Source organism: Sphingomonas sp. 1185 (assembly GCF_040544655.1).
In the GTDB taxonomy this organism is placed as follows: Bacteria; Pseudomonadota; Alphaproteobacteria; order Sphingomonadales; family Sphingomonadaceae; genus Sphingomonas.
The window spans coordinates 133,531-157,589 of record NZ_JBEPKL010000005.1; the positions used below are offsets into that span (position 1 = coordinate 133,531).

General features: G+C 66.7%; 28 protein-coding genes. 11 read left to right on the forward strand and 17 right to left on the reverse strand.

Annotation, left to right across the window (positions count from 1 at the left end; all coding sequences use genetic code 11):
- Positions 1 to 80: 80 nt before the first annotated feature.
- From gshB to rsmI, 4 genes are all read right to left on the reverse strand, one after another.
- Positions 81 to 1,043 (reverse strand): glutathione synthase, encoded by a 963-nt coding sequence (gshB, locus tag ABIC44_RS06160; RefSeq protein WP_354294305.1) that lies wholly within the window; start codon positions 1,041 to 1,043, stop codon positions 81 to 83.
- Between the two features lie 61 nt (positions 1,044 to 1,104).
- The gene (locus ABIC44_RS06165; protein ID WP_354294306.1) at positions 1,105 to 1,482 is read right to left on the reverse strand and encodes a YraN family protein; all 378 of its coding nucleotides are present in this window, start codon (positions 1,480 to 1,482) and stop codon (positions 1,105 to 1,107) included.
- 28 nt (positions 1,483 to 1,510) lie between these two features.
- On the reverse strand, positions 1,511 to 1,879 hold the full coding sequence (locus ABIC44_RS06170; RefSeq protein WP_309699067.1) for an STAS/SEC14 domain-containing protein: 369 nt from the start codon (positions 1,877 to 1,879) through the stop codon (positions 1,511 to 1,513).
- A 63-nt stretch (positions 1,880 to 1,942) separates the two neighbouring features.
- Entirely contained in the window at positions 1,943 to 2,812 is an 870-nt protein-coding gene (gene rsmI, locus ABIC44_RS06175) for a 16S rRNA (cytidine(1402)-2'-O)-methyltransferase (protein WP_354294308.1), read from the reverse strand.
- Between rsmI and ABIC44_RS06180 the strand changes: the two genes are divergently transcribed.
- Together ABIC44_RS06180 and cutA are read left to right on the forward strand one after the other, a co-directional pair.
- On the forward strand, positions 2,811 to 4,043 hold the full coding sequence (locus ABIC44_RS06180) for a penicillin-binding protein activator (protein WP_373424675.1): 1,233 nt from the start codon (positions 2,811 to 2,813) through the stop codon (positions 4,041 to 4,043). The genes rsmI and ABIC44_RS06180 overlap by 2 nt on opposite strands.
- Entirely contained in the window at positions 4,040 to 4,357 is a 318-nt protein-coding gene (gene cutA, locus ABIC44_RS06185) for a divalent-cation tolerance protein CutA (protein ID WP_354294310.1), read from the forward strand. The genes ABIC44_RS06180 and cutA overlap by 4 nt, the downstream gene beginning before the upstream one ends.
- Here the strand turns inward: cutA and hemW are convergent.
- On the reverse strand, positions 4,354 to 5,526 hold the full coding sequence (gene hemW, locus ABIC44_RS06190) for a radical SAM family heme chaperone HemW (protein WP_354294312.1): 1,173 nt from the start codon (positions 5,524 to 5,526) through the stop codon (positions 4,354 to 4,356). The two genes, cutA and hemW, sit on opposite strands and share 4 nt — an antisense overlap.
- Here hemW and ABIC44_RS06195 point away from each other — a divergent pair.
- A complete protein-coding gene (locus tag ABIC44_RS06195) occupies positions 5,525 to 6,148 on the forward strand; it encodes a CAP domain-containing protein (RefSeq protein WP_354294314.1) in 624 nt (207 codons plus the stop codon). The two genes, hemW and ABIC44_RS06195, sit on opposite strands and share 2 nt — an antisense overlap.
- 30 nt (positions 6,149 to 6,178) lie before the next feature.
- Positions 6,179 to 6,565 carry a hypothetical protein gene (locus tag ABIC44_RS06200; protein ID WP_354294316.1) on the forward strand — a complete coding sequence of 129 codons (387 nt, stop codon included), beginning with the start codon at positions 6,179 to 6,181 and terminating at the stop codon, positions 6,563 to 6,565.
- Positions 6,566 to 6,697: 132 nt separating this feature from the next.
- On the opposite strand, the gene rdgB is transcribed toward ABIC44_RS06200, so the two are convergent.
- Both rdgB and rph read right to left on the reverse strand, forming a co-directional pair.
- On the reverse strand, positions 6,698 to 7,324 hold the full coding sequence (gene rdgB / locus ABIC44_RS06205) for an RdgB/HAM1 family non-canonical purine NTP pyrophosphatase (RefSeq protein ID WP_309692988.1): 627 nt from the start codon (positions 7,322 to 7,324) through the stop codon (positions 6,698 to 6,700).
- On the reverse strand, positions 7,321 to 8,037 hold the full coding sequence (rph, locus tag ABIC44_RS06210; protein ID WP_343528626.1) for a ribonuclease PH: 717 nt from the start codon (positions 8,035 to 8,037) through the stop codon (positions 7,321 to 7,323). The genes rdgB and rph overlap by 4 nt, the downstream gene beginning before the upstream one ends.
- 294 nt (positions 8,038 to 8,331) lie before the next feature.
- On the opposite strand from rph, the gene hrcA reads away from it, so the two are divergent.
- Both hrcA and grpE read left to right on the forward strand, forming a co-directional pair.
- A complete protein-coding gene (gene hrcA / locus ABIC44_RS06215) occupies positions 8,332 to 9,372 on the forward strand; it encodes a heat-inducible transcriptional repressor HrcA (protein WP_354294318.1) in 1,041 nt (346 codons plus the stop codon).
- A 12-nt stretch (positions 9,373 to 9,384) separates the two neighbouring features.
- Entirely contained in the window at positions 9,385 to 9,930 is a 546-nt protein-coding gene (gene grpE, locus ABIC44_RS06220; protein WP_354294360.1) for a nucleotide exchange factor GrpE, read from the forward strand.
- Between the two features lie 231 nt (positions 9,931 to 10,161).
- Here the strand turns inward: grpE and ABIC44_RS06225 are convergent, their stop codons facing one another.
- From ABIC44_RS06225 to ABIC44_RS06235, 3 genes are all read right to left on the reverse strand, one after another.
- Positions 10,162 to 10,620 (reverse strand): vgr related protein, encoded by a 459-nt coding sequence (locus ABIC44_RS06225; protein WP_354294319.1) that lies wholly within the window; start codon positions 10,618 to 10,620, stop codon positions 10,162 to 10,164.
- A gap of 71 nt (positions 10,621 to 10,691) precedes the next feature.
- A complete protein-coding gene (locus tag ABIC44_RS06230) occupies positions 10,692 to 12,773 on the reverse strand; it encodes a laminin G domain-containing metallophosphoesterase family protein (protein WP_354294320.1) in 2,082 nt (693 codons plus the stop codon).
- 264 nt (positions 12,774 to 13,037) lie between these two features.
- Positions 13,038 to 13,469 carry a copper chaperone PCu(A)C gene (locus ABIC44_RS06235; protein WP_354294321.1) on the reverse strand — a complete coding sequence of 144 codons (432 nt, stop codon included), beginning with the start codon at positions 13,467 to 13,469 and terminating at the stop codon, positions 13,038 to 13,040.
- Between the two features lie 179 nt (positions 13,470 to 13,648).
- Between ABIC44_RS06235 and dnaK the strand changes: the two genes are divergently transcribed.
- The 4 genes from dnaK (at position 13,649) to ABIC44_RS06255 (ending at position 18,392) form a co-directional block, all read left to right on the forward strand.
- Entirely contained in the window at positions 13,649 to 15,547 is a 1,899-nt protein-coding gene (gene dnaK / locus ABIC44_RS06240; RefSeq protein ID WP_354294323.1) for a molecular chaperone DnaK, read from the forward strand.
- Between the two features lie 165 nt (positions 15,548 to 15,712).
- Positions 15,713 to 16,843 (forward strand): molecular chaperone DnaJ, encoded by a 1,131-nt coding sequence (gene dnaJ, locus ABIC44_RS06245; RefSeq protein ID WP_354294325.1) that lies wholly within the window; start codon positions 15,713 to 15,715, stop codon positions 16,841 to 16,843.
- A 129-nt stretch (positions 16,844 to 16,972) separates the two neighbouring features.
- Entirely contained in the window at positions 16,973 to 17,794 is an 822-nt protein-coding gene (locus tag ABIC44_RS06250) for a hypothetical protein (protein ID WP_354294326.1), read from the forward strand.
- Positions 17,795 to 17,879: 85 nt separating this feature from the next.
- Entirely contained in the window at positions 17,880 to 18,392 is a 513-nt protein-coding gene (locus ABIC44_RS06255; protein WP_309693011.1) for a thioredoxin family protein, read from the forward strand.
- A gap of 215 nt (positions 18,393 to 18,607) precedes the next feature.
- On the opposite strand, the gene purB is transcribed toward ABIC44_RS06255, so the two are convergent.
- Entirely contained in the window at positions 18,608 to 19,921 is a 1,314-nt protein-coding gene (purB, locus tag ABIC44_RS06260) for an adenylosuccinate lyase (RefSeq protein ID WP_309699037.1), read from the reverse strand.
- Between the two features lie 215 nt (positions 19,922 to 20,136).
- Between purB and ABIC44_RS06265 the strand changes: the two genes are divergently transcribed.
- Positions 20,137 to 20,595 (forward strand): EF-hand domain-containing protein, encoded by a 459-nt coding sequence (locus ABIC44_RS06265; RefSeq protein ID WP_354294328.1) that lies wholly within the window; start codon positions 20,137 to 20,139, stop codon positions 20,593 to 20,595.
- A gap of 178 nt (positions 20,596 to 20,773) precedes the next feature.
- On the opposite strand, the gene ABIC44_RS06270 is transcribed toward ABIC44_RS06265, so the two are convergent.
- From ABIC44_RS06270 to ABIC44_RS06295, 6 genes are all read right to left on the reverse strand, one after another.
- Complete coding sequence (locus tag ABIC44_RS06270; protein ID WP_307103134.1) at positions 20,774 to 21,379, reverse strand: 50S ribosomal protein L25/general stress protein Ctc; 606 nt, start codon at positions 21,377 to 21,379, stop codon at positions 20,774 to 20,776.
- 122 nt (positions 21,380 to 21,501) lie between these two features.
- A complete protein-coding gene (locus ABIC44_RS06275) occupies positions 21,502 to 22,389 on the reverse strand; it encodes a TraB/GumN family protein (RefSeq protein ID WP_354294330.1) in 888 nt (295 codons plus the stop codon).
- Between the two features lie 47 nt (positions 22,390 to 22,436).
- Positions 22,437 to 23,117: a hypothetical protein gene (locus tag ABIC44_RS06280; RefSeq protein ID WP_354294332.1), complete on the reverse strand. Its 681-nt coding sequence runs from the start codon at positions 23,115 to 23,117 to the stop codon at positions 22,437 to 22,439.
- Positions 23,114 to 23,293 (reverse strand): hypothetical protein, encoded by a 180-nt coding sequence (locus tag ABIC44_RS06285; RefSeq protein ID WP_354294333.1) that lies wholly within the window; start codon positions 23,291 to 23,293, stop codon positions 23,114 to 23,116. The genes ABIC44_RS06280 and ABIC44_RS06285 overlap by 4 nt, the downstream gene beginning before the upstream one ends.
- Positions 23,290 to 23,736, reverse strand: a complete 447-nt coding sequence (locus ABIC44_RS06290) for a hypothetical protein (protein WP_354294335.1) — start codon at positions 23,734 to 23,736, stop codon at positions 23,290 to 23,292. The genes ABIC44_RS06285 and ABIC44_RS06290 overlap by 4 nt, the downstream gene beginning before the upstream one ends.
- A complete protein-coding gene (locus ABIC44_RS06295; RefSeq protein WP_261269196.1) occupies positions 23,714 to 23,917 on the reverse strand; it encodes a helix-turn-helix transcriptional regulator in 204 nt (67 codons plus the stop codon). The genes ABIC44_RS06290 and ABIC44_RS06295 overlap by 23 nt, the downstream gene beginning before the upstream one ends.
- Positions 23,918 to 24,059 lie beyond the last annotated feature (142 nt).

A 24,059-nucleotide genomic window follows, 5' to 3' on the forward strand; every position in this document is an offset into this window, starting at 1 on the left:
CCTCATTGCTTAAGGCAGGAAAAGCACGGGAGGGGCGATGGGTTCCGTGCGCATCGGCGGTCCTGCGCGCGACGTGATCCTCAGCCCTTGGTCGCGACCTTGGCCTCGATCGCGTCCCAGATCATGGCGGCGACATCGGTGCCGTCGAATTTCTCGATCGCGACGATGCCAGTGGGGGAAGTAACGTTGATTTCGGTCAGCCATTCGCCGCCGATCACGTCGATCCCGACGAACAGCAGCCCGCGCCGCTTCAATTCCGGCCCCAGCACCGCGCAAATCTCGCGTTCGCGCGCCGTCAGCTCGGTCTTCTCCGCCGAGCCGCCGACCGCCAGATTGGAGCGGATCTCACCCTCGCCCGGCAGGCGGTTGATCGCGCCCGCGACCTCGCCGTCGATCAGGACGATCCGCTTGTCGCCCTTCGCCACGGCGGGGAGGAACGCCTGCACCATATGCGGTTCGCGATATGCGGTGTTGAACACCTCGATCAGCGCGGACAGGTTCGCGCCGTCGCGCCCGACCTTGAAGATCGCCTTGCCGCCATTGCCGTGCAGCGGCTTGATGACGATCTCGCCATGCTGGGCCAGGAACGCCCGCGCCTCGTCCAGCGAACGGGTGACGAGCGTCGGCGGCATGAATTGCGGATAGTCGAGGACGAAGACCTTTTCCGGCGCGTTGCGCACGCTGCGCGGATTGTTGACGATCAGAGTCTTCTCCGCGACCCGCTCCAGCAAATGGGTAGCGGTGATATAGCCCAGGTCGAAGGGCGGCTCCTGCCGCATCAGCACGACATCGATCTCGTCGCCCAGGTCCAGCTTCACCGGGTCTCCGTAGCGATAGTGATCGCCCGTCACCCGTTGAACGGTGACGGGATGCGCCTTGGCCCAGAGATGCCCGTCCGACCAATTGAGCTCACCCGCTTCATAATGGAACAGCCGGTGGCCGCGCGCCTGTGCCGCGAGCATCAGCGCGAAGCCCGAATCGCCCGCGATATTGAGCTGGTCCATCGGCTCGATCTGCACGGCGACGGTCAGGGGCTTGGACATGGGGTATTCCTTCCTTCGGACGGGGCTTTGCTAGCGGAGGTAATCCCTCACCCCTGTCCTGTCACCCGCACCAGGCATTTTCGATGTGACGCGGCCGCGTACCCGGCGCGAGCAGAATGACGTCGACGCGGATATCGTCGCTCGGCCCCGCATAGCTCGCCATCAGGATTTCCGCCGCCGCCGCGACCCGTGCCAGCCGCCGTTCGTCGATCGCGAAGTCCAAGTCCGCGGCGGTCTTGCGCGTCTTGACCTCGACGAAGGCGACCAGCGATCCGCGCCGCGCGATCAGGTCGACCTCCCCCGCAGGCGTGCGGACCCGGCGGTCGAGAATGGTCCAGCCCTTCAGCCGCAGCCACCATGCGGCCAGGCGCTCGCCGCGTCGGCCCGACTCTTCGGCGGCGCGGCGGTTCCGGCGGGGGCGGGGCGGAACGAGCGACATGCGCCCCTGCTAACCCATGACCCGGCGATCAGGCGAGGCTTTCCTCTGGCGATACCAGCCATTCCAGGGCGGATTCGGGCGTCTCGAAGATGCGCAAATAGGGTTGCTTCATCAGGCGCAGGATCTGCTGCCGTGCGATCGCGCTGTTGGTCACCATGCCGATGCGGCGGGCGCGCGGGAAATTGCGCATATTGTTGTGCACGACCATGACGGAATCGGACGGCTGGACGCGGATGACGCTCATATCGACGCGCAGGAGATAGCCGGGCACGAAGCCGCTGCGCCAGAAAGCGTCCGTCAGCTCATGGGCATAGCGCGCCGCGATCTCGGGCGTGAACAATCCTGTCCAGCGTATGTCCAGCAGGTTGATGTCGTGATGAAAATCGAAGGCGTACATGAGGGAGCGGCTCCTGGCCCCGCCATGCGCCTGCGTCCCTTAGAAATTCCCTAACGCCGCATCCTAATCGCTTGAATCTCCGCTCTTCAGCGCCAGGGCACGGGCGTAGAGCGCCTTGCGGTCAAGGCCCAGCGCCTTGGCCACCTCGCTCGCCGCACGGCCGACCGGCAGGCGGGTCAGCGCCTCGGCCAGCGCGGCGTCGGCATCCTGCTCGGTGGCGGGCGGGGCCTCGCCCGGCGGTGCGACGACGATCGCGATCTCGCCCTTTGGCCCGCCCTCGGCATAGCGCGCGGCGAGGGTGGAGAGGGTGCCGGTCACCGCCTCCTCGAACTTCTTGGTGATCTCGCGCGTCACCGCTGCCTCGCGGTCACCCAGCCCTTCCGCCAGCGCGGTCAGCGTCGCGGCGAGGCGCGGCCCCGATTCGTAGAGGACCAGGGTCGCGCGGATCCCGGCGATCTCGGCGATCGCATCGGCGCGCGCCTTTTCCTTGGGCGGCAGGAAGCCCGCGAACAGGAACCGGTCGGTCGGCAGCCCTGCCAAAGTCAGCGCGGCGATGGCGGCGCACGGGCCGGGGATCGTCACCACCGCATGGCCCGCCGCGCGCGCATCGCGCACCAGCTTGTAGCCCGGGTCCGAGATCAACGGTGTCCCGGCATCTGACACCAGCGCCACCGCCTGGGTCGCCATGCGCGCGATCAGGCCGGGGCGGACATGCTCGGCATTGTGGTCGTGATAGGGCTGCATGGGCCGCTTGGCCCCGATATGGCGGAGCAGACCGGCGGTCACGCGGCTGTCCTCGACGGCAATGACATCGGCGTTTGTCAATATGTTGGCGGCGCGCGGCGACAGATCGCCGAGATTGCCGATCGGGGTCGCGACGATGTACAGCCCGGGTTCGAGAGTGTGTTCGGATTGGGTCACGGGGATCGTCATGACAGAGGCAGGGCTGTTCGTACAACCGGGGGCCGCAGATTCGGGCGGCTCGCAATTTCACGGCTGGCGGATCGGGCGCGGCCTGGCGCTGGCGACGACGCTGTTCCTGGGTGCGTGCCAGACGATCGTCCCGCGCGGGCCCGTCGAACAGCCCCAGACCCGGCCCGTGCCCACGACGCCGCGCCCGTCGACCGAGGTCGAGCACGGCCTGCCGCGCGACACCGCGCGCCACCGCGTCGCGTTGCTGGTGCCGCTGTCGGGCGCCAATGCGGGCGTGGGCCAGTCGATCGCCAACGCCACGATGATGGCGCTGCTCGATGCGCAGGCGGACACGATCCGAATCACCAATTACGACACCGCGAACGGCGCGGCGGCGGCGGCGCAGAAGGCGATCGCCGAGGGCGCGCAGCTGATCCTGGGGCCGCTGCTGTCCGAGGATGTCCGTGCGGTCGCCCCCGTCGCACGGGCGGCGCGGGTGCCGGTCATCAGCTTTTCCAACGATGCCGGGGTCGCGGGCGGCGGCACCTATCTGATGGGCTATACGCCCGCCCAGTCGATCGACCGGGTGGTGGATTTCGCGCACGAACGCGGCGTCACGACCTTTGCGGGCCTCGTCCCCAACGGCCTGTATGGCGAGCGCGCCTCGACCGCCTTTCTCCGCGCGGTCGAGGGGGCGGGGGGGCAGGTCGTCTCGCTCCAGCCCTATGGCCGGGTCGCGGGCGGGATCGCGGCGGCGGCGCAGCGGCTGAATGCCAAGGCGCCCTATGACGCGGTGCTGGTCGCCGATGGCGGCGCGGCGGCGGCGGCGGCGGCCCCAATCCTGAAGCGCGGGTCGGGCGCGAACACGCATCTGCTGGGGACCGAGCTGTGGAACTCCGAATCGGGGATCGCCGCGCGCGCGCCGTTGAACGGGGCCTGGTTCGCCAGCGTGTCGAACACGCTCTACCGGCAATATGCGACCAAATACCGCGCCCGGTTCAGGACCGCGCCCTATCGCCTGTCGAGCCTGGGCTATGACGCGGTCCTGCTGACCGTACGGATCGCCCGCGACTGGAAGATGAACGCGCCGTTCCCCGAGACCCGGCTGCGCGCGTCGGACGGCTTCTCCGGGATCGACGGCGCCTTCCGCTTCGGCCGCGACGGCGTGGCCGAACGCGCGCTGGAGGTGCAGGAAATCCGCGACGGCACCACGATCACCGTATCCCCCGCCCCGACCGGGTTCGGGGAGTGAACCCGGAACCGATCGTCGTCATGTGCGCGGTGGGCGGGCGTGACGAGGCCGCCGCCATTGCGAGGATGCTTGTCGAGAACCGATTGGCCGCGTGCGTTCAGGCGATGCCGATCGAAAGCTGGTATCGCTGGGACGGGGCGGTGCAGAACGACTCCGAAGTGATGCTGCATATCAAGACGGTGAAATCCCGCTTCGCCGCCCTGTGCGAGGCGATCGGAGCGTTGCACAGCTATGACGTGCCCGAAATCCTCGCGCTGCCCGTCACCGACGTCTCGCCGCCTTATCTGGACTGGATGCGCGACGCGGTCGGTTAGCCCGGAACCCCGTCCGTCACGACCACTTCCCGCAGCACCGCGTCCAGAAGAAGCGCCCCCGCCTCGGTGACGATCAGCCGGTTGCCCTCCAGGCGTATCAGTCCCTGTCGCGACATGGTGTCGAGCGTGGCATGGTTCACCATCTCCCGACCCCCGGCCAGCGCGGTGATGCGGGTCAGGTCGACGCCTTCGCGCAGGCGCAGGCCCATGACCAGCGCCTCGGTCGCGCGGGTGACGGGATCAAGCGTTTCCTCGGCTTCGATGCCGTGGCCGTTGCGATCGACCGCGGCCATCCAGTTTTCGGGCTTCTTGCGACGCACTGTCGCCACGCCCTCGCGGCGGCCATGCGCGCCGGGGCCGACCCCAACATAATCGCCATAGCGCCAATAGGTCAGGTTGTGGCGGCTCTCCGCCCCCGGCCTCGCATGGTTGGACGTCTCATAGGCGGGCAGCCCGGCGGCGGCGGTGCGCTGGCGGGTCGCCTCGAACAGATCGGCGGCGGCGTCGCCGTCGGGGATGGTCAGCCGCCCCGCCGCCGCCTCGGTGTGGAAGCGCGTGCCGGGTTCGATCGTCAGCTGATAGAGCGACAGATGCTCGGTGCCATAGCCGATCGCGCGGCTGAGCTCGGCCTCCCAGTCGGGCAGGGGCTGGCCCGGGCGGGCATAGATCAGGTCGAAGCTGACCCGCCCGAACACCCCTTGCGCGGTCTGGAGCGCGCGCAGCGCCTCGTCCACGCCGTGCGCCCGGCCCAGGAAATGCAGCGCCTCGTCATCGAGCGCCTGTACGCCCAGCGAGGCGCGGTTGACCCCGGCGGCGGCCAGATCGGCGAAACGCGCCGCTTCGACCGAGGAGGGATTGGCCTCCAGCGTGATCTCAATTCCCTCGGCAAAGCCCCAGTGGCGCTCGGCGGCGTTCAGGATCGCGGCGACCGTGGCGGGGGGCATCAGCGAGGGCGTGCCGCCACCGAAGAAGATCGAGGTCAGCCGCCGGTCGGGCAGCGCCTCTGCCTCATGCGCCAGATCGGCGAGCAGCGCCTTTTGCCACGCTGCCTGGTCCACCGACTCGCGGACATGGCTGTTGAAGTCGCAATAGGGGCATTTGGAGACGCAGAAGGGCCAATGGACATAGAGCGCGAGCGGGGCGGGGGTCGGCGATATTGCGGAGGACATGATGCGGCCCGATATGGCGGCGATGCGTGCGCTTCGCCATCTCTTATCGATTCCCGTCCTTGGCCTGTTGCTGGCGGGATGCGGCCAAATGGTCCCGTCCTCGCGGCCGGGGACGGGGGAGCGTCCGCCCGCGCGCGTGGTCGAGGCGCGCCCCTCCGATGCGCCCGCGCCGCGGGGGGCCGGATTGTTGCGACAGGCGATGCTGGCCGGGCACCGCGCGGCGCGGGCCGAAATCGGGTTGCCACCCCTGGCCTGGGACGACCGGCTGGCGGCGAGCGCGCTGGCCTATGCGCAGGAAATGGCGCGTACCGGCCGCTTCCAGCATGCCGAACAGCCGCAGGGACCGACCCGGCAGGGCGAGAATCTGTGGACCGGCACGCGCGGCGCCTATCGCTATGACGAGATGATGGGGCATTGGGTCGCGGAGAAGCGCGACTTTGTGAATCTGCCCGTGCCGCAATCGAGCCGGACCGGGCAGTTCGGCGACGTGGCGCATTATACCCAGATCGTCTGGGCGCGTTCCACGACGGTTGGATGCGCGATGGCGAGCAACGCACGCGACGACTTCCTCGTTTGCCGCTATAGCCCGACGGGCAACGTCTTTGGCGAACGGGCATTCTGACTCGACGGACGCGGCAAAAGGAACGGCGCAATGGCGAATCCCTATGATCCGATGGCGTGGATCGCCTTCTGGAGTGCGCCCGCGCGTTTCGCGGTGATGGCCGGGGAGGCGATGCTGAGCGCGCAGAGCGTGATCGCGACCCGCATGGGGGCGATGGCGACGGGCACGTCCTCGGTCGCCGAGATGACGCTGATGGTCAGCGAGAAGGTGAAGGCGTTCGACCAGTCGGCAAAGGTCTGGAACCGCGATCAGGCGGCCCTGTCGCGTCTGTCGCGGCACGATCCGCGCGGCGGGATCATCGATGCATGGGAGTCGATGGCCCGCGCCATGCTGATCGGCGCGTCGATGCCGGTCCAGGCGATGGCGCCGGTGCACAAGGCGGTGACCGCGAACCAGAAGCGGCTGGCCAAGGGGTAGCCGATTTCCTCCCCTGCAAGGGGAGGGGGACCATGCGCAGCATGGTGGAGGGGTGTCACCCTATCGAGAGCGCGACACCCCTCCGTCAGCCCTTCGGGCTGCCACCTCCCCTTTCAGGGGAGGAATAGAAGGTCAGAACACCGCCTTCACCAGTTGGCCGAACGCGTCGGCGCGGTGGCTGATGCGGTTCTTTTCGTCCTGGTCCATCTCGGCGAAGGTCTCGCTATAGCCGATCGGCTGGAAGATCGGGTCATAGCCATGGCCCTTGTCCCCGCGCGGCGGCCAGACGATGGCGCCGTCGACGCGGCCCTCGAACCATTCGACATGCCCGTCGGGCCAGCCGACCGCCAACGCGCAGACGAAATGCGCCGAGCGCGCCATGTCCGGTTCCTCGTTCAGCCGATCCTCGACCGCGCGCATCGCCATGGCGAAGTCCTTTTCCGGCCCCGCCCAGCGCGCCGAGAACAGCCCCGGATCGCCGCCCAGCGCATCGACGCACAGCCCGCTGTCGTCCGACAGGGCCGGCAGCCCCGACAGGTCGGCGGCGGCCAGCGCCTTCAGCTCGGCATTGGCGACGAAGGTGGTGCCGGTCTCCTCGGGCTCGGGCAGGTCGAGGTCGGCGGCCGCGATCACCTCGACGCCGTATGGCGCGAGCAATTCGCGGAATTCGACGATCTTGCCCTTGTTGTGGCTGGCGAGGACCAGCTTGCCGGGTTCGAGCTTGCGGATCGCCTGGCGGCCATTGCCTTCGCCGCTCATGCGCGGATCGCCCGGTCCTGCGCCGCGAAGATCTCGGTGCAGCCCATGCGTGCCAGACGCAGCAGACGCAGTAACGCTTCCTCGTCATAGGTGGCGTGTTCGGCGGTCGCCTGGACCTCGGCGATATGGCCGTTCTCGATCAGCACGAAATTCGCATCGGCATCGGCATTCGAATCCTCGATATAGTCGAGGTCGAGGACCGGCGTGCCCTGATGGATGCCGCACGACACGGCGGCGACCTTGTTGCGGATCGGGTCGCTGGTCAGCTTGCCCTCGGCCATCAGCTTGTTCACTGCCATGCGCAGCGCGACCCACGCGCCCGAAATGGCGGCGGTGCGGGTGCCGCCATCGGCCTGGATCACGTCGCAGTCGATGGTGATCTGCCGCTCGCCCAGCGCCTTCAGGTCGCAGACGGCGCGCAGGGAGCGACCGATCAGCCGCTGGATTTCCTGAGTGCGGCCCGACTGCTTGCCCTTGGCCGCTTCGCGGCTGCCGCGCGTATGGGTGGCGCGGGGGAGCATACCATATTCGGCCGTGACCCAGCCTTCGCCCTTGCCGCGCAGGAAGGGAGGCACGCGCTCCTCGACGCTGGCGGTGACGAGCACCTTGGTATCGCCGAACCCGATCAGCACCGAACCTTCGGCGTGGCGGGTGAAATTCGGCTCGATGGTGATGGGACGCATCTGGTCGGGCATCCGGCCGGACGGGCGCATAGTCTTCTCCTTGTTCCTTGACCCAGCCCTAACCGGCCCCCGCCGGTAGCGCCAGAGCGGACGGTGGCGATCGGAAGACACTCCTCTTCTCTCTGCGTCCTCTGCGCCTCTGCGCGACAAAATGGTTCACGCGAAGCCGCGAAGCCGCGAAGAGGGGACTGGCAATCTTCGCGCCTTCGCGGCTTCGCGTGAACAATCTCTTTTTTTGCGCGCAGAGGCGCAGAGGGCGCGGAGAAGAAGGGGCGTCTCCCGATCGCGGTTGAGCGGCGTGCGGGGAATGCCTACATTTCCGGCATGGTCACGCCACCGATCACCGAGCTGACCGACCGGGCGCGCGATATCTTTCGCGTGGTGGTCGACAGCTATCTCACCAGCGGCCAGCCGGTGGGGTCGAAGACCATCGCGCTGTCGGGGATCAACCTGTCGCCCGCCTCGATCCGCAACGTGCTCCAGGAACTGGAGGAGCGCGGGCTGCTGGCCGCGCCGCATACCAGTGCTGGGCGGATGCCGACCGATATCGGACTGCGGCTGTTCGTCGACGGCATGATGCACGCGATGGAGCCCAGCATCGAGGAGCGCGCCGCGATCGAGGCACGCGCCGCGCGCTCCGGCCCGGTCGAGGAGGCGCTGGCGGCGACGACGGCGGTGCTGTCGGGCCTGTCGGCCTGTGCGGGGCTGGTGATGGTGCCCAAGCGCGAGATGAAGCTGCGCTCGATCGGCTTCGTACCGCTGTCGCCGACCCAGGCGCTGGCCGTGCTGGTCGCCGAGGACGGCGCGGTCGAGAACCGGGTGCTGGAGCTACCGCCGGGCATGACGCCCTCGGCGCTGGTCGAGGCGGGCAATTACCTGTCCGCGACGCTGGCCGGGCTGACGCTGGGCCAGGCGCGCGAACGACTGGAGCGCGAGCTGGCGGCGGGACGCGCGGCGCTGGACGGCGCGGCGCGCGTGCTGGTCGAACAGGGGCTGGCGGTATGGAGCGAGGATGGCGAGCGTCGCCCCATCCTGATCGTGCGCGGGCAGGGGCGGCTGATCGATGCCGCCGCCGCCGCCGATCTGGAACGGGTGCGCGACCTGCTCGACGATCTGGAGGGCAAGCAGGAGATTGCCAGCTTGCTCGATTCGGCGCGCGCGGGGGATTCGACCCGCATCTTCATCGGCGCGGAGAACAAATTGTTCGCGCTGTCGGGATCGTCGGTGATCGCGCGACCGTTTCGCGGGCTGGACGGCCAAGTGGTCGGCGTGGTCGGCGTAATTGGCCCCACGCGGTTGAACTATGCCCGCGTCGTGCCCATGGTGGATTTCACGGCGGCAACGCTTGCCCGGATGATGGGCTGAACAGGGATTATGATGAGCGAGAACACGACCAACGCACCCCAGACCGACCTGCGTGAGGAAACGGCCGAGGCCGCGCCCGAAGTGGCGGGGCAGGACCGTCTGGCCGAGCTGGAGAACCAGCTGGCCGAGGCCAAGCAGCAATATCTCTATGCCCAGGCCGAGAATCAGAATGTCCGTCGTCGCGCCGAAAAGGAAGCGGCGGATGCGCGCAACTATGCCGCGACCGCCTTTGCGCGCGACGTCCTGTCGGTCGCCGACAATCTCCAGCGCGCGCTGGCGGCGATCCCGGCCGATCTGCGCACCGACGACAAGTGGAAGGGCCTCGTGACCGGCCTCGACGCCACCGGCCGCGAGCTGGACAGCGTGCTGGGCCGTCACGGCATCACCAAGATCGAGGCGATGGGCCAGCCGCTCGACCCCAACAGGCATCAGGCGATGATCGAAATGCCCTCCGACCAGGAGCCTGGCACGATCGTGCAGGAGATGCAGTCGGGCTATATGATCAAGGACCGCCTGCTGCGACCCGCGCTGGTGGCGGTGGCGAAGAAGCCGGACTGATCAGTTCTAGAGGAATGACGAGGGGCGGGCCGGTTGGTCCGCCCTTTTTCGTTCGGGGTTTCGCGGGTTTCGCGGCTTTCCCTCCCCCATCCCCTCCCGCTTGCGGGAGGGGCGTGCTCGCGGTTACCGCAAGCGCTTCTTCGGGGGTGAACCTGACGTGGCCACGTAACGCGCCCCTCCCGCAGGCGGGAGGGGATGGGGGAGGGCCCCCGCCCCAAAGGCAAACGCCCGCTAATCCCCCCGAAACGGCACCAGCGTCTGATACTGCGCCAATGGCGGCGCCCCCGCGACCACCGCGCCGCGCTTCAGCAGGAAGGCATGGCGGACGATCTCCGCCTGCTGTTCGATGCCATAGCGACCAAAGGCCTGTCCCGGCTTCAGCGCATAGCCGTACCGGCAAAAGGGATAGCGCTTCAGCGGCAGGAAGATGCCCCGCTGATGCTGCCAGATATGCACCATCTCATGGATGAACAGCCCCTGCTCATGGAGCGGGCAGGCGCCGAAATCCTCGCGCCACAAATCGCCCTTGGGGTGGAAATGGATGCAGCCGGTGGGCGCCATCACCGTATCGCGCGGCTGGAAGAAGGCCCATTTGGTCGGGGACAGCCGCACCTTCGCATAATCGATCGCATCGCCGAAGACGGACCGGGCCAGTCGTTCTTCGCCGGGGGTGAGCGCGCGCTTGGTCATGGGGACCAGATGGGGCACGTCTGGCGAAGAGGGAAGGGGCGGGCCACCATCGCGACCCGCCCCCCGATCGATCAGCTCCGCCGCGCGGTCAGCCATTGGCTGCTGGTCAGCGGCTTGGCGACGATGCGGACCTCGCCGATATGGCCGAAATAGCCGTCCTTGCGCGCGCCGTCCCACCAGGCCGCGCCCAGCACCCAGGGCATGTCGGCGGCCAGCGTCGCGATGCCGACCTGGCCCGCGCTGTTGCGCAGGACGGGCGCGCCGTCGACATAGAGGATCGTCTCGTTCGCCACCGGATCGTTGACGATCGCGATGTGGTACCAGGTGTCGACCATCACCTCGCCCGACCAGTTGGCCTGCGGATAGGCGGTGTTGGAGGACGGCACGACCTCCCACTGGATCTCGCGCAGCGACGAGATGGCGAACAGCACCGGCGGCGATTCCCGGTCGCCCCCGGCAAAGCCCGGCAGATTGCCGCGATTGCCGTTGCGGGTCAGGATGTTGCCCCAGCGGTGGTTGGTCACGGTCCAGTTGGCGTCGATCTTGATGAACGCCTCGACCGTATAGCCCGCGCCGAAGGTCGCCGCGTTGATCGGCGCACTGGTCGCGGTGGCGAAGGCGCTGCTGCGCGCGGTCACCTTGTCGGTGTTGCGGAAGCGGACGCTGCCCGGCGCGGAGGACAGGCGGTGGCGGTCGGTCGACCACACCACGTCCTCGATCATCGCCGGGCCCGACAGCGGCACGCGCGCCATGGGATTGCGGCCGGTGACGTCGGGCAGCGTTTCGCCGACCTGGACGACCTTGCCGTCGACGATGCCGCTTGCCACGCGCCAGTGCGCGGCGGTCTCGGCGATCTTGGGATGGTCGTCGGCGTCGCGCGGCAGCACCTCGGCGGGCGCGGCGGGCTCGGTGTAGCCGTTCAGCAGCGCCGTGCGGACGCGCGGCAGGATCGGCACGCCCGCCGTCATCTCGGTATAGGCAAAGCCCGGCAGGAAACGGGCGAAGCGCTTCTTGAAGTCCATGCTGATCGTGAAGCGGTTGTTCGCATCGTCCAGCACCGCGCGGTCGAACTGGTTGAGCGTCACCTTCGGCTTCTGGACGACCCAGGGCGAGAAGCTCATCACGTCGATCGTGTTGGCGGAGAAGTCGATCTCGTACAGCCGCATCATCGCGTTGCCGCCCTGATAGGCCATCTGGTAATCGACGACCATCTCATGGACCGGATTGCCGAAGTCGTTGGTCTTGGTCAGCAGCGCGGCGCCGTGGTGATGGCCGTTCAGCGTCATGAAGATCTGGTCGTTGTCGCGGATCAGGTTGTTCCACAGCATCAGGCCGTAATCGGTCTCCAGCGGGCTCTTGCCGTCCTTGTCGATGTTGAGCAGCTGGTGGTTGGCCAGGATCACCGGCAGGGACGGGTTGCGCCGGATCACGTCGCGCGCCCACAGGATGCCAGCGTCCGAGATGCGCCAGGACAGCGACAGCACCATGAACGTCACGCCGTACATCTCGAAGATGTGATATTCATGGAAACCGGTGCGGTCGCGCTCGCGGAAGGTCGTCTGGGCCTGTGCGCGCGAGGTCGGGAACCAGTTGAGATAGGGCTCGGCCGACAGGGTACGCTGGCTATCGGTGCCGTTCTGCTGGTCGGACGGGACGTGATAGTCGACATCGTACAGGACGTCGTGATTGCCCGCCAGGATCGAATAAGGGATGCGCGCCGTCTCCAGCCGCTTCATCGCGGCATCGGCCACCGCCCACTGCGCGGGCTTGCGCACCTGATCCACCACGTCGCCCAGATGGATGACGAAGGGGATCGCATAGGCCTGGGCGTTGTCGACGATCCACTGGGTCTGCGCGGCGAAGGGCTCGGAGCCATATTTGCGCTGGAACTGGCGGTTCTCGTCATTGGTCGCATAGCGCGAATAGAATTGCGTGTCGGGCAGCACCGCGATCGAGAAGCTGGTGGTGCCGACCGGCGTGGCGGCGGCTGTTCCGGCGGTCGTGGTCGGTCTGGCGTTCAGCAGCGCATCGTCGTCGCACCCCGCCAGCGCCCCCGTCAGCGGCAGCATCGACAGACCCGCAGCCCCGCGCAGCAGCGTCCGCCGGTCGGCGATCCGCCGCAGGCTGAACCGGGTGTCGTTCGTATCGGACATGGTCAAAATTCCCCCATTTCTGGCTCGTTCGAGCCAGCGGGGCGCGCTGTATGGCGCTTGTTTGACACATGAAGGACCGATTAATTACCGATTTAGGTCGATGCTCGAAAAATAAATCAGTCCGCCGTCATTTTTCGGTCATCGGGGGGAGGCGGATCGTCCCCAGAGCCGATCGACATTCACGATTGCTTCTTCTTCTTCCCCTCTCCCCTCTGCGTGGGGCGAGGGACGGAAAGGCATCGCTGAATGGCGATCGGCCCTGGCTTATTCCGGCGCCGGATCGCTCGCCCCGATCACCCGCGCCCCCTGGCGCAACCGGGTGCCGTCCGAAAAGGACAGGAGCAGCGACAGGATACGTCCGGGCTTCACGCCGGGGTTCATGTCGTACAGCATGACATGCCGTCCGCCGGGGGCGAAGGCGACGGTCCCTCCGGCGGGGATGGGGACGCGGTCGACCTTCTTCATCGCCATTCCGCCCTCATGCATCTCGCTGGTGATCGCGACGTCGCTGCTGACCGAGATCAGGTCGACGGCCTTGGAGCCGCCATGAACGATGAAATAGGCGGCGGCGGGGCGGCCGGGCACGGCGGCCAGACGGACCCAGCCTTCTTCGGCATAGAGTTCCGGCTTTTGCGCGCATCCCGTCAGCGTCGCCCCGGCAAGCGCACAAAGGCCCAGAAAAACGGCGCGACACATGATGAACCCTCTCGTTTCGGCAAATCCCGAGACCACACTAGGTTCCATCCAATCTTGCGGCAACGGATCGCCCACCTATATCCGGCCAGTGAACGGGGTTTTCGGGTTGCCGCTTTCGGGACCGGCGAACCCCGGCATTGGACTTCCAGACTATGTTCTTGAGGGGCATTTAGAGACTTATGGCAAAAGTGATCGGCATCGACCTCGGCACCACCAACAGCTGTGTCGCTGTCATGGAGGGCGGCAAGCCCAAGGTCATCGAGAATGCGGAAGGCGCGCGCACCACGCCGTCGATCGTCGCCTTCGCCAAGGATGGCGAGCGCCTGATCGGCCAGCCCGCCAAGCGCCAGGCGGTGACCAACCCCGACAACACCATCTTCGCGGTGAAGCGCCTGATCGGCCGCCGCTATGACGATCCCGTCACCCGCAAGGACACCGAGCTGGTTCCCTACGCGATCGCGCGCGGTCCGAACGGCGACGCATGGGTGAATGCGGGCGGCAAGGATTACAGCCCGTCGCAGATCAGCGCCTTCACGCTGCAGAAGATGAAGGAAACCGCCGAATCGTACCTCGGCGAGACGGTGACCCAGGCGGTCATCACGGTTCCCGCTTACTTCAACGACGCGCAGCGCCAGGCGACCAAGGACGCCGGCCAGATCGCGGGCCTCGAAGTGCTGCGCATCATCAACGAGCCGACCGCGGCTGCTCTGGCCTATGGCCTGGAGAAGCAGGACGGCAAGACGATCGCGGTCTATGACCTTGGCGGCGGCACGTTCGACATCTCGATCCTCGAGATCGGCGACGGCGTGTTCGAGGTGAAGGCGACCAACGGCGACACCTTCCTGGGCGGCGAGGACTTCGACAACAAGATCGTCGACTTCCTGGCGTCGGGCTTCCAGAAGGAAGAGGGCATCGACCTCACCAAGGATAAGCTGGCGCTCCAGCGTTTGAAGGAAGCGGCCGAAAAGGCGAAGATCGAGCTGTCCTCGGCCCAGTCGACCGAGGTCAACCTGCCCTTCATCACCGCCGACCAGAACGGCCCGAAGCACCTGGTCAAGTCGATCACCCGCGCCGACCTCGAGCGTCTGGTCGAGGACCTGATCCAGCGCACGCTGGAGCCCTGCAAGAAGGCGCTGGCCGATGCGGGCATGAAGGCCGACGAGATCGCCGACGTGGTGCTGGTGGGCGGCATGACCCGCATGCCGCGCGTCCGTGAGGTCGTGAAGAACTTCTTCGGCAAGGACCCGCACACCGGCGTGAACCCCGACGAAGTCGTCGCCATGGGTGCGGCGATCCAGGCGGGCGTGCTGCAGGGCGACGTCAAGGACGTGCTGCTGCTCGACGTGACCCCGCTGTCGCTGGGCATCGAGACGCTGGGCGGCATCATGACCAAGATGATCGACCGCAACACCACGATCCCGACCAAGAAGAGCCAGGTCTATTCGACCGCCGACGACAACCAGAATGCGGTGACGATCCGGGTCTTCCAGGGCGAGCGCGAAATGGCGCAGGACAACAAGCTGCTGGGTCAGTTCGACCTGGTCGGCATCCCGCCTGCGCCGCGCGGCGTGCCGCAGATCGAGGTCACGTTCGACATCGACGCCAACGGCATCGTCAACGTCTCGGCCAAGGACAAGGGCACCGGCAAGGAGCAGCAGATCCGTATCCAGGCCTCGGGCGGTCTGTCGGACAGTGACATCGACCAGATGGTCCGTGACGCGGAGAAGTTCGCGGAAGAGGATAAGAAGCGTCGTGCCGAGGCCGAGGCCAAGAACAACGCCGAGTCGCTCATCCACACCACCGAGCGTCAGCTGGCCGACAATGGCGACAAGGTCGACGCGTCGCTGAAGTCGGAAATCGAGGCGGCCATTGCCGAGACCAAGACGGCGGTCGAGGGTGGCAACCCCGACACCATGAACGAGAAGGCGCAGGCCCTCGCTCAGGTCGCGATGAAGCTGGGCCAGGCGATCTACGAGAAGCAGCAGCAGGCAGAGGCTTCGCCCTCCGCCGATGCCGGTGCGGCCAAGCAGGACGATGTGGTCGACGCCGAATTCTCGGAAGTCGACGACACCAAGTAAGGCTGTCGGCCCGGTCTGCCTGTCGGCGGGCCGGGCCTTCGGTTGCTGTTGAGAATACCGCCTTTCGGGGCATGAAGTGGCGAAGCGCTTGGGCGTCCGCTCCGTCCGGCCTGACGGCACGGTCGGTCGGCGGGCCACGCACAGGCGGACGGGGCGAGACCGGGCATGAGCACGACGATCGACTATTATGAACTGCTCGAATGCGAGCGCACCGCGGACGATGCGACGATCAAGTCGCGCTACCGCAAGCTGGCCATGCAATACCACCCGGACCGCAATGCGGGCTGCAAGGACTCCGAGGCCAAGTTCAAGGCGATCAGCGAAGCCTATGACTGCCTGAAGGACCCCCAGAAGCGGGCGGCCTATGACCGCTATGGCCATGCGGCCTTCCAGCAGGGCATGGGCGGTGGCGGCGGCCATGGCGGGCAGGATTTCGGTGCCTTCTCCGATATTTTCGAAAGCGTCTTCGGCGAGTTCATGGGCGGCGGACGCGGCGGCGGGCGGCAACAGCCGCGACGCGGTGCGGACCTGCGCTACGACATGGAAATTTCGCTCGAGGAAGCGTTCCATGGCAAGTCGACCGAGATCACCATCGATGTCTCGGCCGCGTGCGACACCTGCGACGGCACCGGCGCCAAGCCCGGCACCAGCGCCAAGACCTGCCAGCATTGCGGCGGCCATGGCAAGGTCCGCGCGCAGCAGGGCTTCTTCGTGGTCGAGCGGACCTGCCCGGTCTGTCAGGGCGCGGGCCAGATCATCGCCGATCCGTGCCCCGATTGTCGCGGCGACGGCCGGATCGAAAAGACCAAGACGCTGTCGGTCAACATCCCGGCGGGCGTAGACGAGGGCACCCGCATCCGCCTGTCGGGTGAGGGCGAGGCGGGCGCGCGCGGTGCGCCTGCGGGCGACCTCTATATCTTCCTCCACGTCAAGCGGCACGCCATCTTCGAGCGGGAGGGCACGACCCTGTTCGCGCGTGCGCCGATCAGCTTCACCACGGCGGCACTCGGCGGGGCGCTGTCCATTCCCGGCCTCGACGGGCGGATGCACGAGATCAAGATTCCGGCGGGCATCCAGTCGGGCAAGCAACTCCGCCAGCGCGGGGCGGGCATGCCCGTCCTGCAAGGGCGCGGCACCGGCGATCTGGTCATCCAGATCGAAGTCGAGACGCCGACCCGGCTGTCGACCCGCCAGCGCGAATTGCTCGAACTGTTCCGTGAAACCGAGACCGGGGACGAATGCCCTGAAAGCCAGGGCTTTTTCGCCAAGTTGAAGAGTGTCTTCGCGGGCGAATAAGCAAGGTTTTCCGTCGATTGACATTGTCAGACGGTGCAGGGCCGGGATGATCATCCATCCCTGCCCTGTTGACTCCCGGGCAGGGCGGGAGTCATGATTGTCGCGCGACTTTGACAGGGAAGTCCTGCGATGCGTCACCTGCTTGGATGCTTGATCGCCCTCGGTGCGATGGTGTTGGCGCCTGTCGCGGCGCAAGCTGTTCCGCCCCGGAAAGTCGAAAAGGCCGTTCTGCCGGATGCCGGATCGTCCGACGAGATCATCGTCCAAGCGCTCAGCCTTCCGCGCGACGCCTTGCCCGTCAATGTCCGCTGGGCGCCGGTCGACAATACACAGGTCAACATCGCCTATGAGCGCGCGGACCAGTTCCTGGCCTGTGCCTTCGACAAGGCCAGCCGGGACTGGTTGCGCAAGGCGGTCGAAGGACCCCCGTCGCTGGCCAGCACCGAATATGCGCAGGGCATGGTCATCGTCACCAACTGGGGATGTTACCCGCCGCTGGGATCCAGCCCGCCGTGGAACCCCGCGCTGGCGGGGCAGGATATCCTCCATCGCGGAATCCTGCTCGAGCGGACGTTGCGCGCCTTCGCGCCGGATGCGTCGCTCGATGCCGTGCAGACCTTCGACCCGGTGGTACGCGCGCGCTTCCGCAAGGTGGAAACCGACCATAACCGCTATCGGCAGAATCCGGAGAAATCGGGGTTCGTCGTGGCCGCCTGCCTGGTTCAGACCCAGCCGGTCCTCGCGACCCGGCTGTTCCACGCACCGCAGGGCAGCGATCTGGTCCGAGGGCTGGAACAGGCGATGCTCGTCAATGCGCCCGAGTGCCTGGAGGGGGTAAAGAAGCTGAGCGTCGAGCCGACCACGCTTCGGGTGTATCTAATCGATGCCTTTTACCGCTGGCTGCTCGCCGCGCGGAACGTGCCGACGCTGATCCCGGCCAGTGGGGCATAGGCGCGGCGTCCAGCCCCCAAGCAAAGCCATATTGCATTGCGGCGACGGTCGCGCTCCAATGGCGGTCATCAGGATGGAGATTGTCATGTCGCCGTGGAAAGCCGCTTTGCCCCTTCTCGCTGCGTGCGCGCTGCTCCCCGCCGCCGCGCCGGTCGCCGCGCCGCGCGTCGGGATCGCCAGTTTCGAGGCGCTGCCCAAGCCCCTGCCGCTGCCCTACCATGCGGGCGACGCCAAGGCGGCCATCGCGGCGGCCCGCGCGCGGGCGGTCAAGGCGCACAAGCGGGTGCTGATCGATCTGGGCGGCAACTGGTGCCTCGATTGCCGGTTGCTGGCAGGGGTGATGGAGTCGCCGAAGATGCGGCCCTTCGTCGCCCGGCATTTCGAGGTGGTGACGGTCGATGTGGGTCGGTTCGACCAGAATATGGATGTCCCGGCCTCTTACGGCATCACCGGGCGGCTGGCGGGCGTGCCCGCGGTGCTGATCGTCGATCCGAAGACCAACAAGCTGGTCAATGCCGGGCGAGAAACCGCGCTGGCCGATGCGCGGGCGATGACGCCGCAGGCGGTGGCGGACTGGCTGGCGCAATGGGTGGGGTGAGGGGGCTCACGGCCGGTTGATCGTCATGTGACGATTTATGGGCCGATCGCATTTGATCGGCCGGGTTCCCTCCCCCAAACCCCTCCCGCCTGCGGGAGGGGAGAGGGAAAAGGGTAAGCGCTTCCCCAGGCAACTCCCCTCCCGCAGGCGGGAGGGGTTGGGGGAGGGGAGTCCGTCTCGGCGGGACAGGCCGCCAATGGGACTCCCCCGACCGATTACGCGCCGAACACCCGCGCGAAGATCGTGTCGACATTCTTGTAATGATAATCGAGGTCGAACCGCGCCTCGATCTCCTCGGGCGACAGCGCCGCCGTCACGTCCGCATCGGCCTTGAGCAGTTCCATCAGCGACAGTTCGCCATCGGACTCCCACACCTTCATCGCGTTGCGCTGGACGAGGCGATAGCTGTCCTCGCGGCTCACCCCCGCCTGGGTCAGCGCCAGCAGGACGCGCTGCGAATGGACCAGGCCCCCCATCTTGTTGAGGTTCTTCTCCATCCGCGCCGGATAGACGACCAGCTTGTCGATCACGCCGGTCAGGCGGGCGAGCGCGAAGTCGAGGGTGATGGTCGCGTCGGGGCCGATATAGCGCTCGACCGAGCTATGGCTGATGTCGCGCTCATGCCACAGCGCGACATTCTCCAGCGCCGGGGTGACATAGCCGCGCACCATGCGGGCCAGGCCGGTCAGATTCTCGGTCAGCACCGGGTTGCGCTTGTGCGGCATCGCCGACGAGCCCTTCTGGCCAGGCGAGAAATATTCCTCGGCCTCCAGCACTTCGGTGCGCTGCAGGTGGCGGACCTCGGTCGCCAGCCGCTCGATCGAGCTGGCGATGACGCCCAGCGTCGCGAAGAACATCGCATGGCGATCGCGCGGGATGACCTGGGTCGAGACGGGCTCGACGGTCAGGCCCATCTTCTCGGCGACATGGGCCTCCACGCGCGGGTCGATATTGGCGAAAGTGCCGACCGCGCCCGAGATCGCGCAGGTGGCGATGTCGGCGCGCGCCGCGACCAGGCGGGCGCGGTTGCGGTCGAACTCGGCATAGGCTTGCGCCAGCTTCAGGCCGAAGGTGACCGGCTCGGCATGGATGCCATGGCTGCGGCCGATGGTCGGGGTCAGCTTGTGCTCATAAGCACGACGCTTGATGACGGCGAGCAGCGCGTCGAGGTCTTCGATCAGGATGTCGGAGGCGCGCGCCAGCTGCACCGCCAGGCAGGTGTCGAGCACGTCGGACGAGGTCATGCCCTGGTGCAGGAAGCGTGCTTCCGGCCCGGTCCGCTCGGCGACATGGGTCAGGAAGGCGATGACGTCGTGCTTGGTCTCCGCCTCGATCGAATCGATCCGGTCGATGTCGAAATCGCCCGCCGCCTTGTCGGCTTCCCAGATGCGCGCGGCGGCTTCCTTCGGCACGACGCCCAGCTCGGCGAGCGCGTCGGTGGCGTGCGCCTCGATCTCGAACCAGATGCGGAAACGGGTCTGGGGATCCCAGATCCGGGTCATGGGAGCACGGGAATAGCGCGGAATCATCGGGGCACCTTCAGGTCGTGGAAACGGCACGGCTTACCGTGCACTCCCTCTCGGAATCACGGTGTGCCGTGCCGTTAGCAGGGACGAGCCGAGCCTTCAAATCCGAAGATGCAAACCCCATATGGTCAAATGCCGAACGGGATCGTATCACTAAAGGCGAAGATGCGTTTCCGGTCTTCATAGTCATCGATCGACCAGAGTAAGGGAGAGACGAGATGATGAAATATGCTTTTCTTGCCGGTGCCATGATGGCGTCTGCCCCGGTGCTTGCGCAGGTCGCGCCTGCCCCCGTCCAGACCACGCCGGCGGCGCCGCAATCGGCGACGACAACCACGGCTGATCCGATGCAGGCCGCCACGCCCTCGGCGGAACCCGCCGCGCCCGCCCAGGCGGCCCCCGCCGAGGGGCAGGTCCAGGCGACCGGCAGCCAGATCGCGCAGGTCGTCGACACCCAGTTCCCGACCTATGACAAGGACGGTGACGGCCAGCTGAACAAGGCCGAGTTCACCCAATGGATGGTCGCACTGAAGGCGCAGACCGACCCGTCGACCAAGGCCGAGTCGCCTGCGACTAAGAAATGGGTGGGCACCGCCTTTGCCCAGGCCGACACCGACAAGAGCAAGAAGGTGTCGAAGACCGAGCTGACCGGCTTTCTGAGCCAGGGTCAGGGCTGAGCCGGAACACCCCCTCCGTTCCTACGATTCCCCGAGCGGGGATGAGCGGGGCCGTCGGACCACCCGGTTCGGCGGCCCCTTTTTCGTGCCTGTTTGCGGGGCACGAAAAAGGGCAGGGGCGTCGCCGCCACCTGCCCTGATTTTCGTTCGCTCGCTCGTGAGAGAAAGCGAGGCCGGATCAGGCCTCTTCCGAACCTTCCGACGCATCGGCCGCTTCGTCCGCGGCGGTCGGAACCGTCGGCGGAACGATGGTGGCGATCGCGAAGTCGCGGTCGTCGATGGCGGGCTCGGCGCCCTTGGGCAGCTTCACGTCCGAGATGTGGATCGAGTCGCCCACGGCCAGACCCTTCAGCGAGATGCTGATCTCGGTCGGGATGTTGGCGGCGTCGACGACCAGCTCGATCTCGTGGCGGGTGATGTTCAGCACGCCGCCCTGCTTGACGCCGCTCTCGTCCTCGTCGGTGAAGACGACCGGAACGGCGACCGTGACGGTCTCATGCTCGCCGATGCGCAGGAAGTCGACGTGCAGCGGGCGGTCGGTGACGGGATGGAACGCGACGTCCTTCGCCAGCGTGCGCTGGCCGTCCACCATGATGACCGAGGTGAAGAAGTGGCCGGTCATCAGCGCCTTGACGAGCGCCTTCTCTTCGAGATGGATCGACGCGGCGGCCTTGTTCTGGCCATAGATCACGGCGGGGACGCGGCCTTCACGACGCAGCGAACGGGAGGCTCCCTTGCCAACCTGATCGCGCGTCTCGGCGGCGAGCGTAAGGGTGTCGCTCATTCCAGTAACTCCGAAACAAAAGGGATATAGCTTCCCGATCACGCCTCCAGGGATGACCATGACCGGAAGCGGCGGCGCATAGCCGCAAAGGCGGCAAAAGGCAAGGTGTCGGCCGCCGCGCCTCAATAGGCGATGCGCTGCGCCTTGATTCCTTGCTTGGCGAGCTGCGCCTGGACGCTGTCGTCCCCGGCCAGATGGCCCGCGCCGACCGCCATGAAGATCGTGCCGGGCTTGGCCAGCCGCTGCTTGATCCAGCTCGCCCAGCGGCCATTGCGGTCGGTCAGCAGCGTCTTGGCGACCTCGGGCGAGTCCTTCAGGCTCTCGTTCATGTCGCGGGCCAGCGCGTCGGGGTCGCCATGCGCCCATTCGTCGACCATCTTCGCCATTTCCTCGCCCGCCTTGGGTAGTTCGTCCACGGTCGAGGTCAGGAACTCGATCTGCGCCTTGGGCGACAGGCCGTTGAAATAGCCGATCTGCTGCTCGGCGGTTTCCAGCCCCTCGACCGGCTTGCCCTCCGACCTTGCCGCTTCGGTCAGCACCTTTTCCGGCCCGTTGGCGGGATCGTAACCCTGTTTCTGGAGCGGCGCGATCGATAGGGTGACGGCGGCGAGCCATGGCTTCATCCGGTCGAACGCCTGGGGCGGCGCGCCCAGATCGGCGATCGCCTTCAGATAGGCGCCGCGCTTGTCGGCGGGCAGCTGTTCGGTCAGCGTGGGGCCGGTCGGGGAAAAGCCGTTCTTCAGCACGATCTGCTGCATGGTCGCCTTGTCGGGCTCGACCATCTCCAGGACCAGCTGGTCGGATTTGTCGAAGGCGGTCTTCACCGCCTCGTCGAACCAGGTCAGGCCGGGCTTCAGCACATGGATAGTGCCGAACAGATAGATGGTGGTGTCGGCATCCTTGACCACCCACAAGGCGGGGTCCGCGTCATTGGGGTTCTGAGCGGGCTTGGTCTGCGCACAGGCGGGCAGCGCCAGCATCAGCGCGAGCGAGGTGAGGGCGGTCTTCATGATCGTCTTCATGGGATCGGGCTTTCGGAAAGGGAAGGGGCAGACGTTCAGCGGTAGCGTTTCCACAGCGTGACGAAGAGCGTGGTGACGAGGACGGCGCCGAAGATCAGGTCATGCGCATGGGGGATGGGCGAACCGAAACGCGTCGCCAGAAGCTGTGCCCCGTAAAGCAGGACATACAACGTCATCCCGCAATAGGCGCCCCAGAGATTGGCGTCGCGCTCCTGCTCGTCGATGCGGCGCATGTAGACCAGCGTCGAGCGAACCGCCACGAGCCCCGTCAGCGCGATCATGGCGACCAGCAGGGCGGTCCGACCTGCACCATCGGGCAGGTGGTGCAGGACTGCACCGCCGATGCCCAGCAAGATGCCGGCTATCACGGCATCGCGCCAGATGGCCGCGATGCCCAGTTGACGATCGGCGGCGCGTGGATTGGCGCGGAGCACCGGATCCTTCACCAGATGACGCCGATAACTGCGCCAACTGGCAAGTGCGACCGCCAGGATAAGGAAGGCGGGCAGGACCTTCGCGACCGTCAGTGCGATGTCGCGATCGACCGATCCGAACGTCGCCGCTGCGACTCCGACGCAAAACGGCACCACGATCATCGCGAGGACGCCGATCAGCACCCAGCGCACAATACGCCCTCGGGTAAAGAAACCCGGCTCCTGGTCTCCGGCTTCGGTGAAAGATACATGTGGATTCTGCATGGGCGCCGGGGTCATCATGGTCGCACCTCGATGGAAAGATGGACGGAGAGGCTGGGCAGCGCGGTTTTGTGGGCGGCCTGTGCGTTCGGGCGGAGCGTATCGAGCGTGATCTCCCCCACGCGCCCGGCGCCCCAGCCGAGCAGCGACAACGCGATGCCCGCGCCGATGACTGTATGGGTCGGGCGGCGGCTCATGACCGCACCCGCCGGATGATGTAGAAGGCCATGCCGATGGCGACCGAGGCCCACCAGCTATTGTCCTCGAAATCAGTCCGATGCGTCTGCGCGCCGATGATGGTCAGGACCGGGTGCAGGACGAAGTTCGTCAGTCCGATCAAGGCCCAGGTCTCGATCGCCAGCCGCCGCTGCATCTCGTCGGCCTCGCGCCAGTTGCGCCAAGTGACGATCCCGGCGACGATCAGGATGACGACGGCCGCGATCTGGGCGAGTTGCCGGGGCGGTGGCCCGAAATGGACATCGAACAGGCCGTCGATGAAGCCGGAGATGAACGGCAACCCGACCAGCAGGACCATGACCACGATCGTCAGCGCGATCTGCCGCCGCCGCTTGCGAACGGCCCGCTTGGCGGCGCGCGCCTCGCCCCAGCCGGACGGTTCACTCACCATGATGCTCGTCATCGAAAATCTCCTCGATGGGCATGTCGAACAGGCGGCCGATGCGGAAGGCGAGCGGTAGCGAGGGGTCGTATTTCCCCGTCTCGATGGCGTTGACGGCCTGTCGCGACACGTCCAGCCGCCCGGCGAGTTCCGCCTGGCTCCAGTTGCGTTCGGCGCGCAGCACCTTGAGGCGATTTTTCATGTCCACCTCCTCTTGCATGGCAACCTCCCTTTGTCACCCGTGCATGACGGAATGTCAGGTGACCATGACAAAGTGACAGCGAGTCGTGACCATGTCAACAAGACCTGACAAAATATCATGCTTGGCTGACTGGCGGCATCGC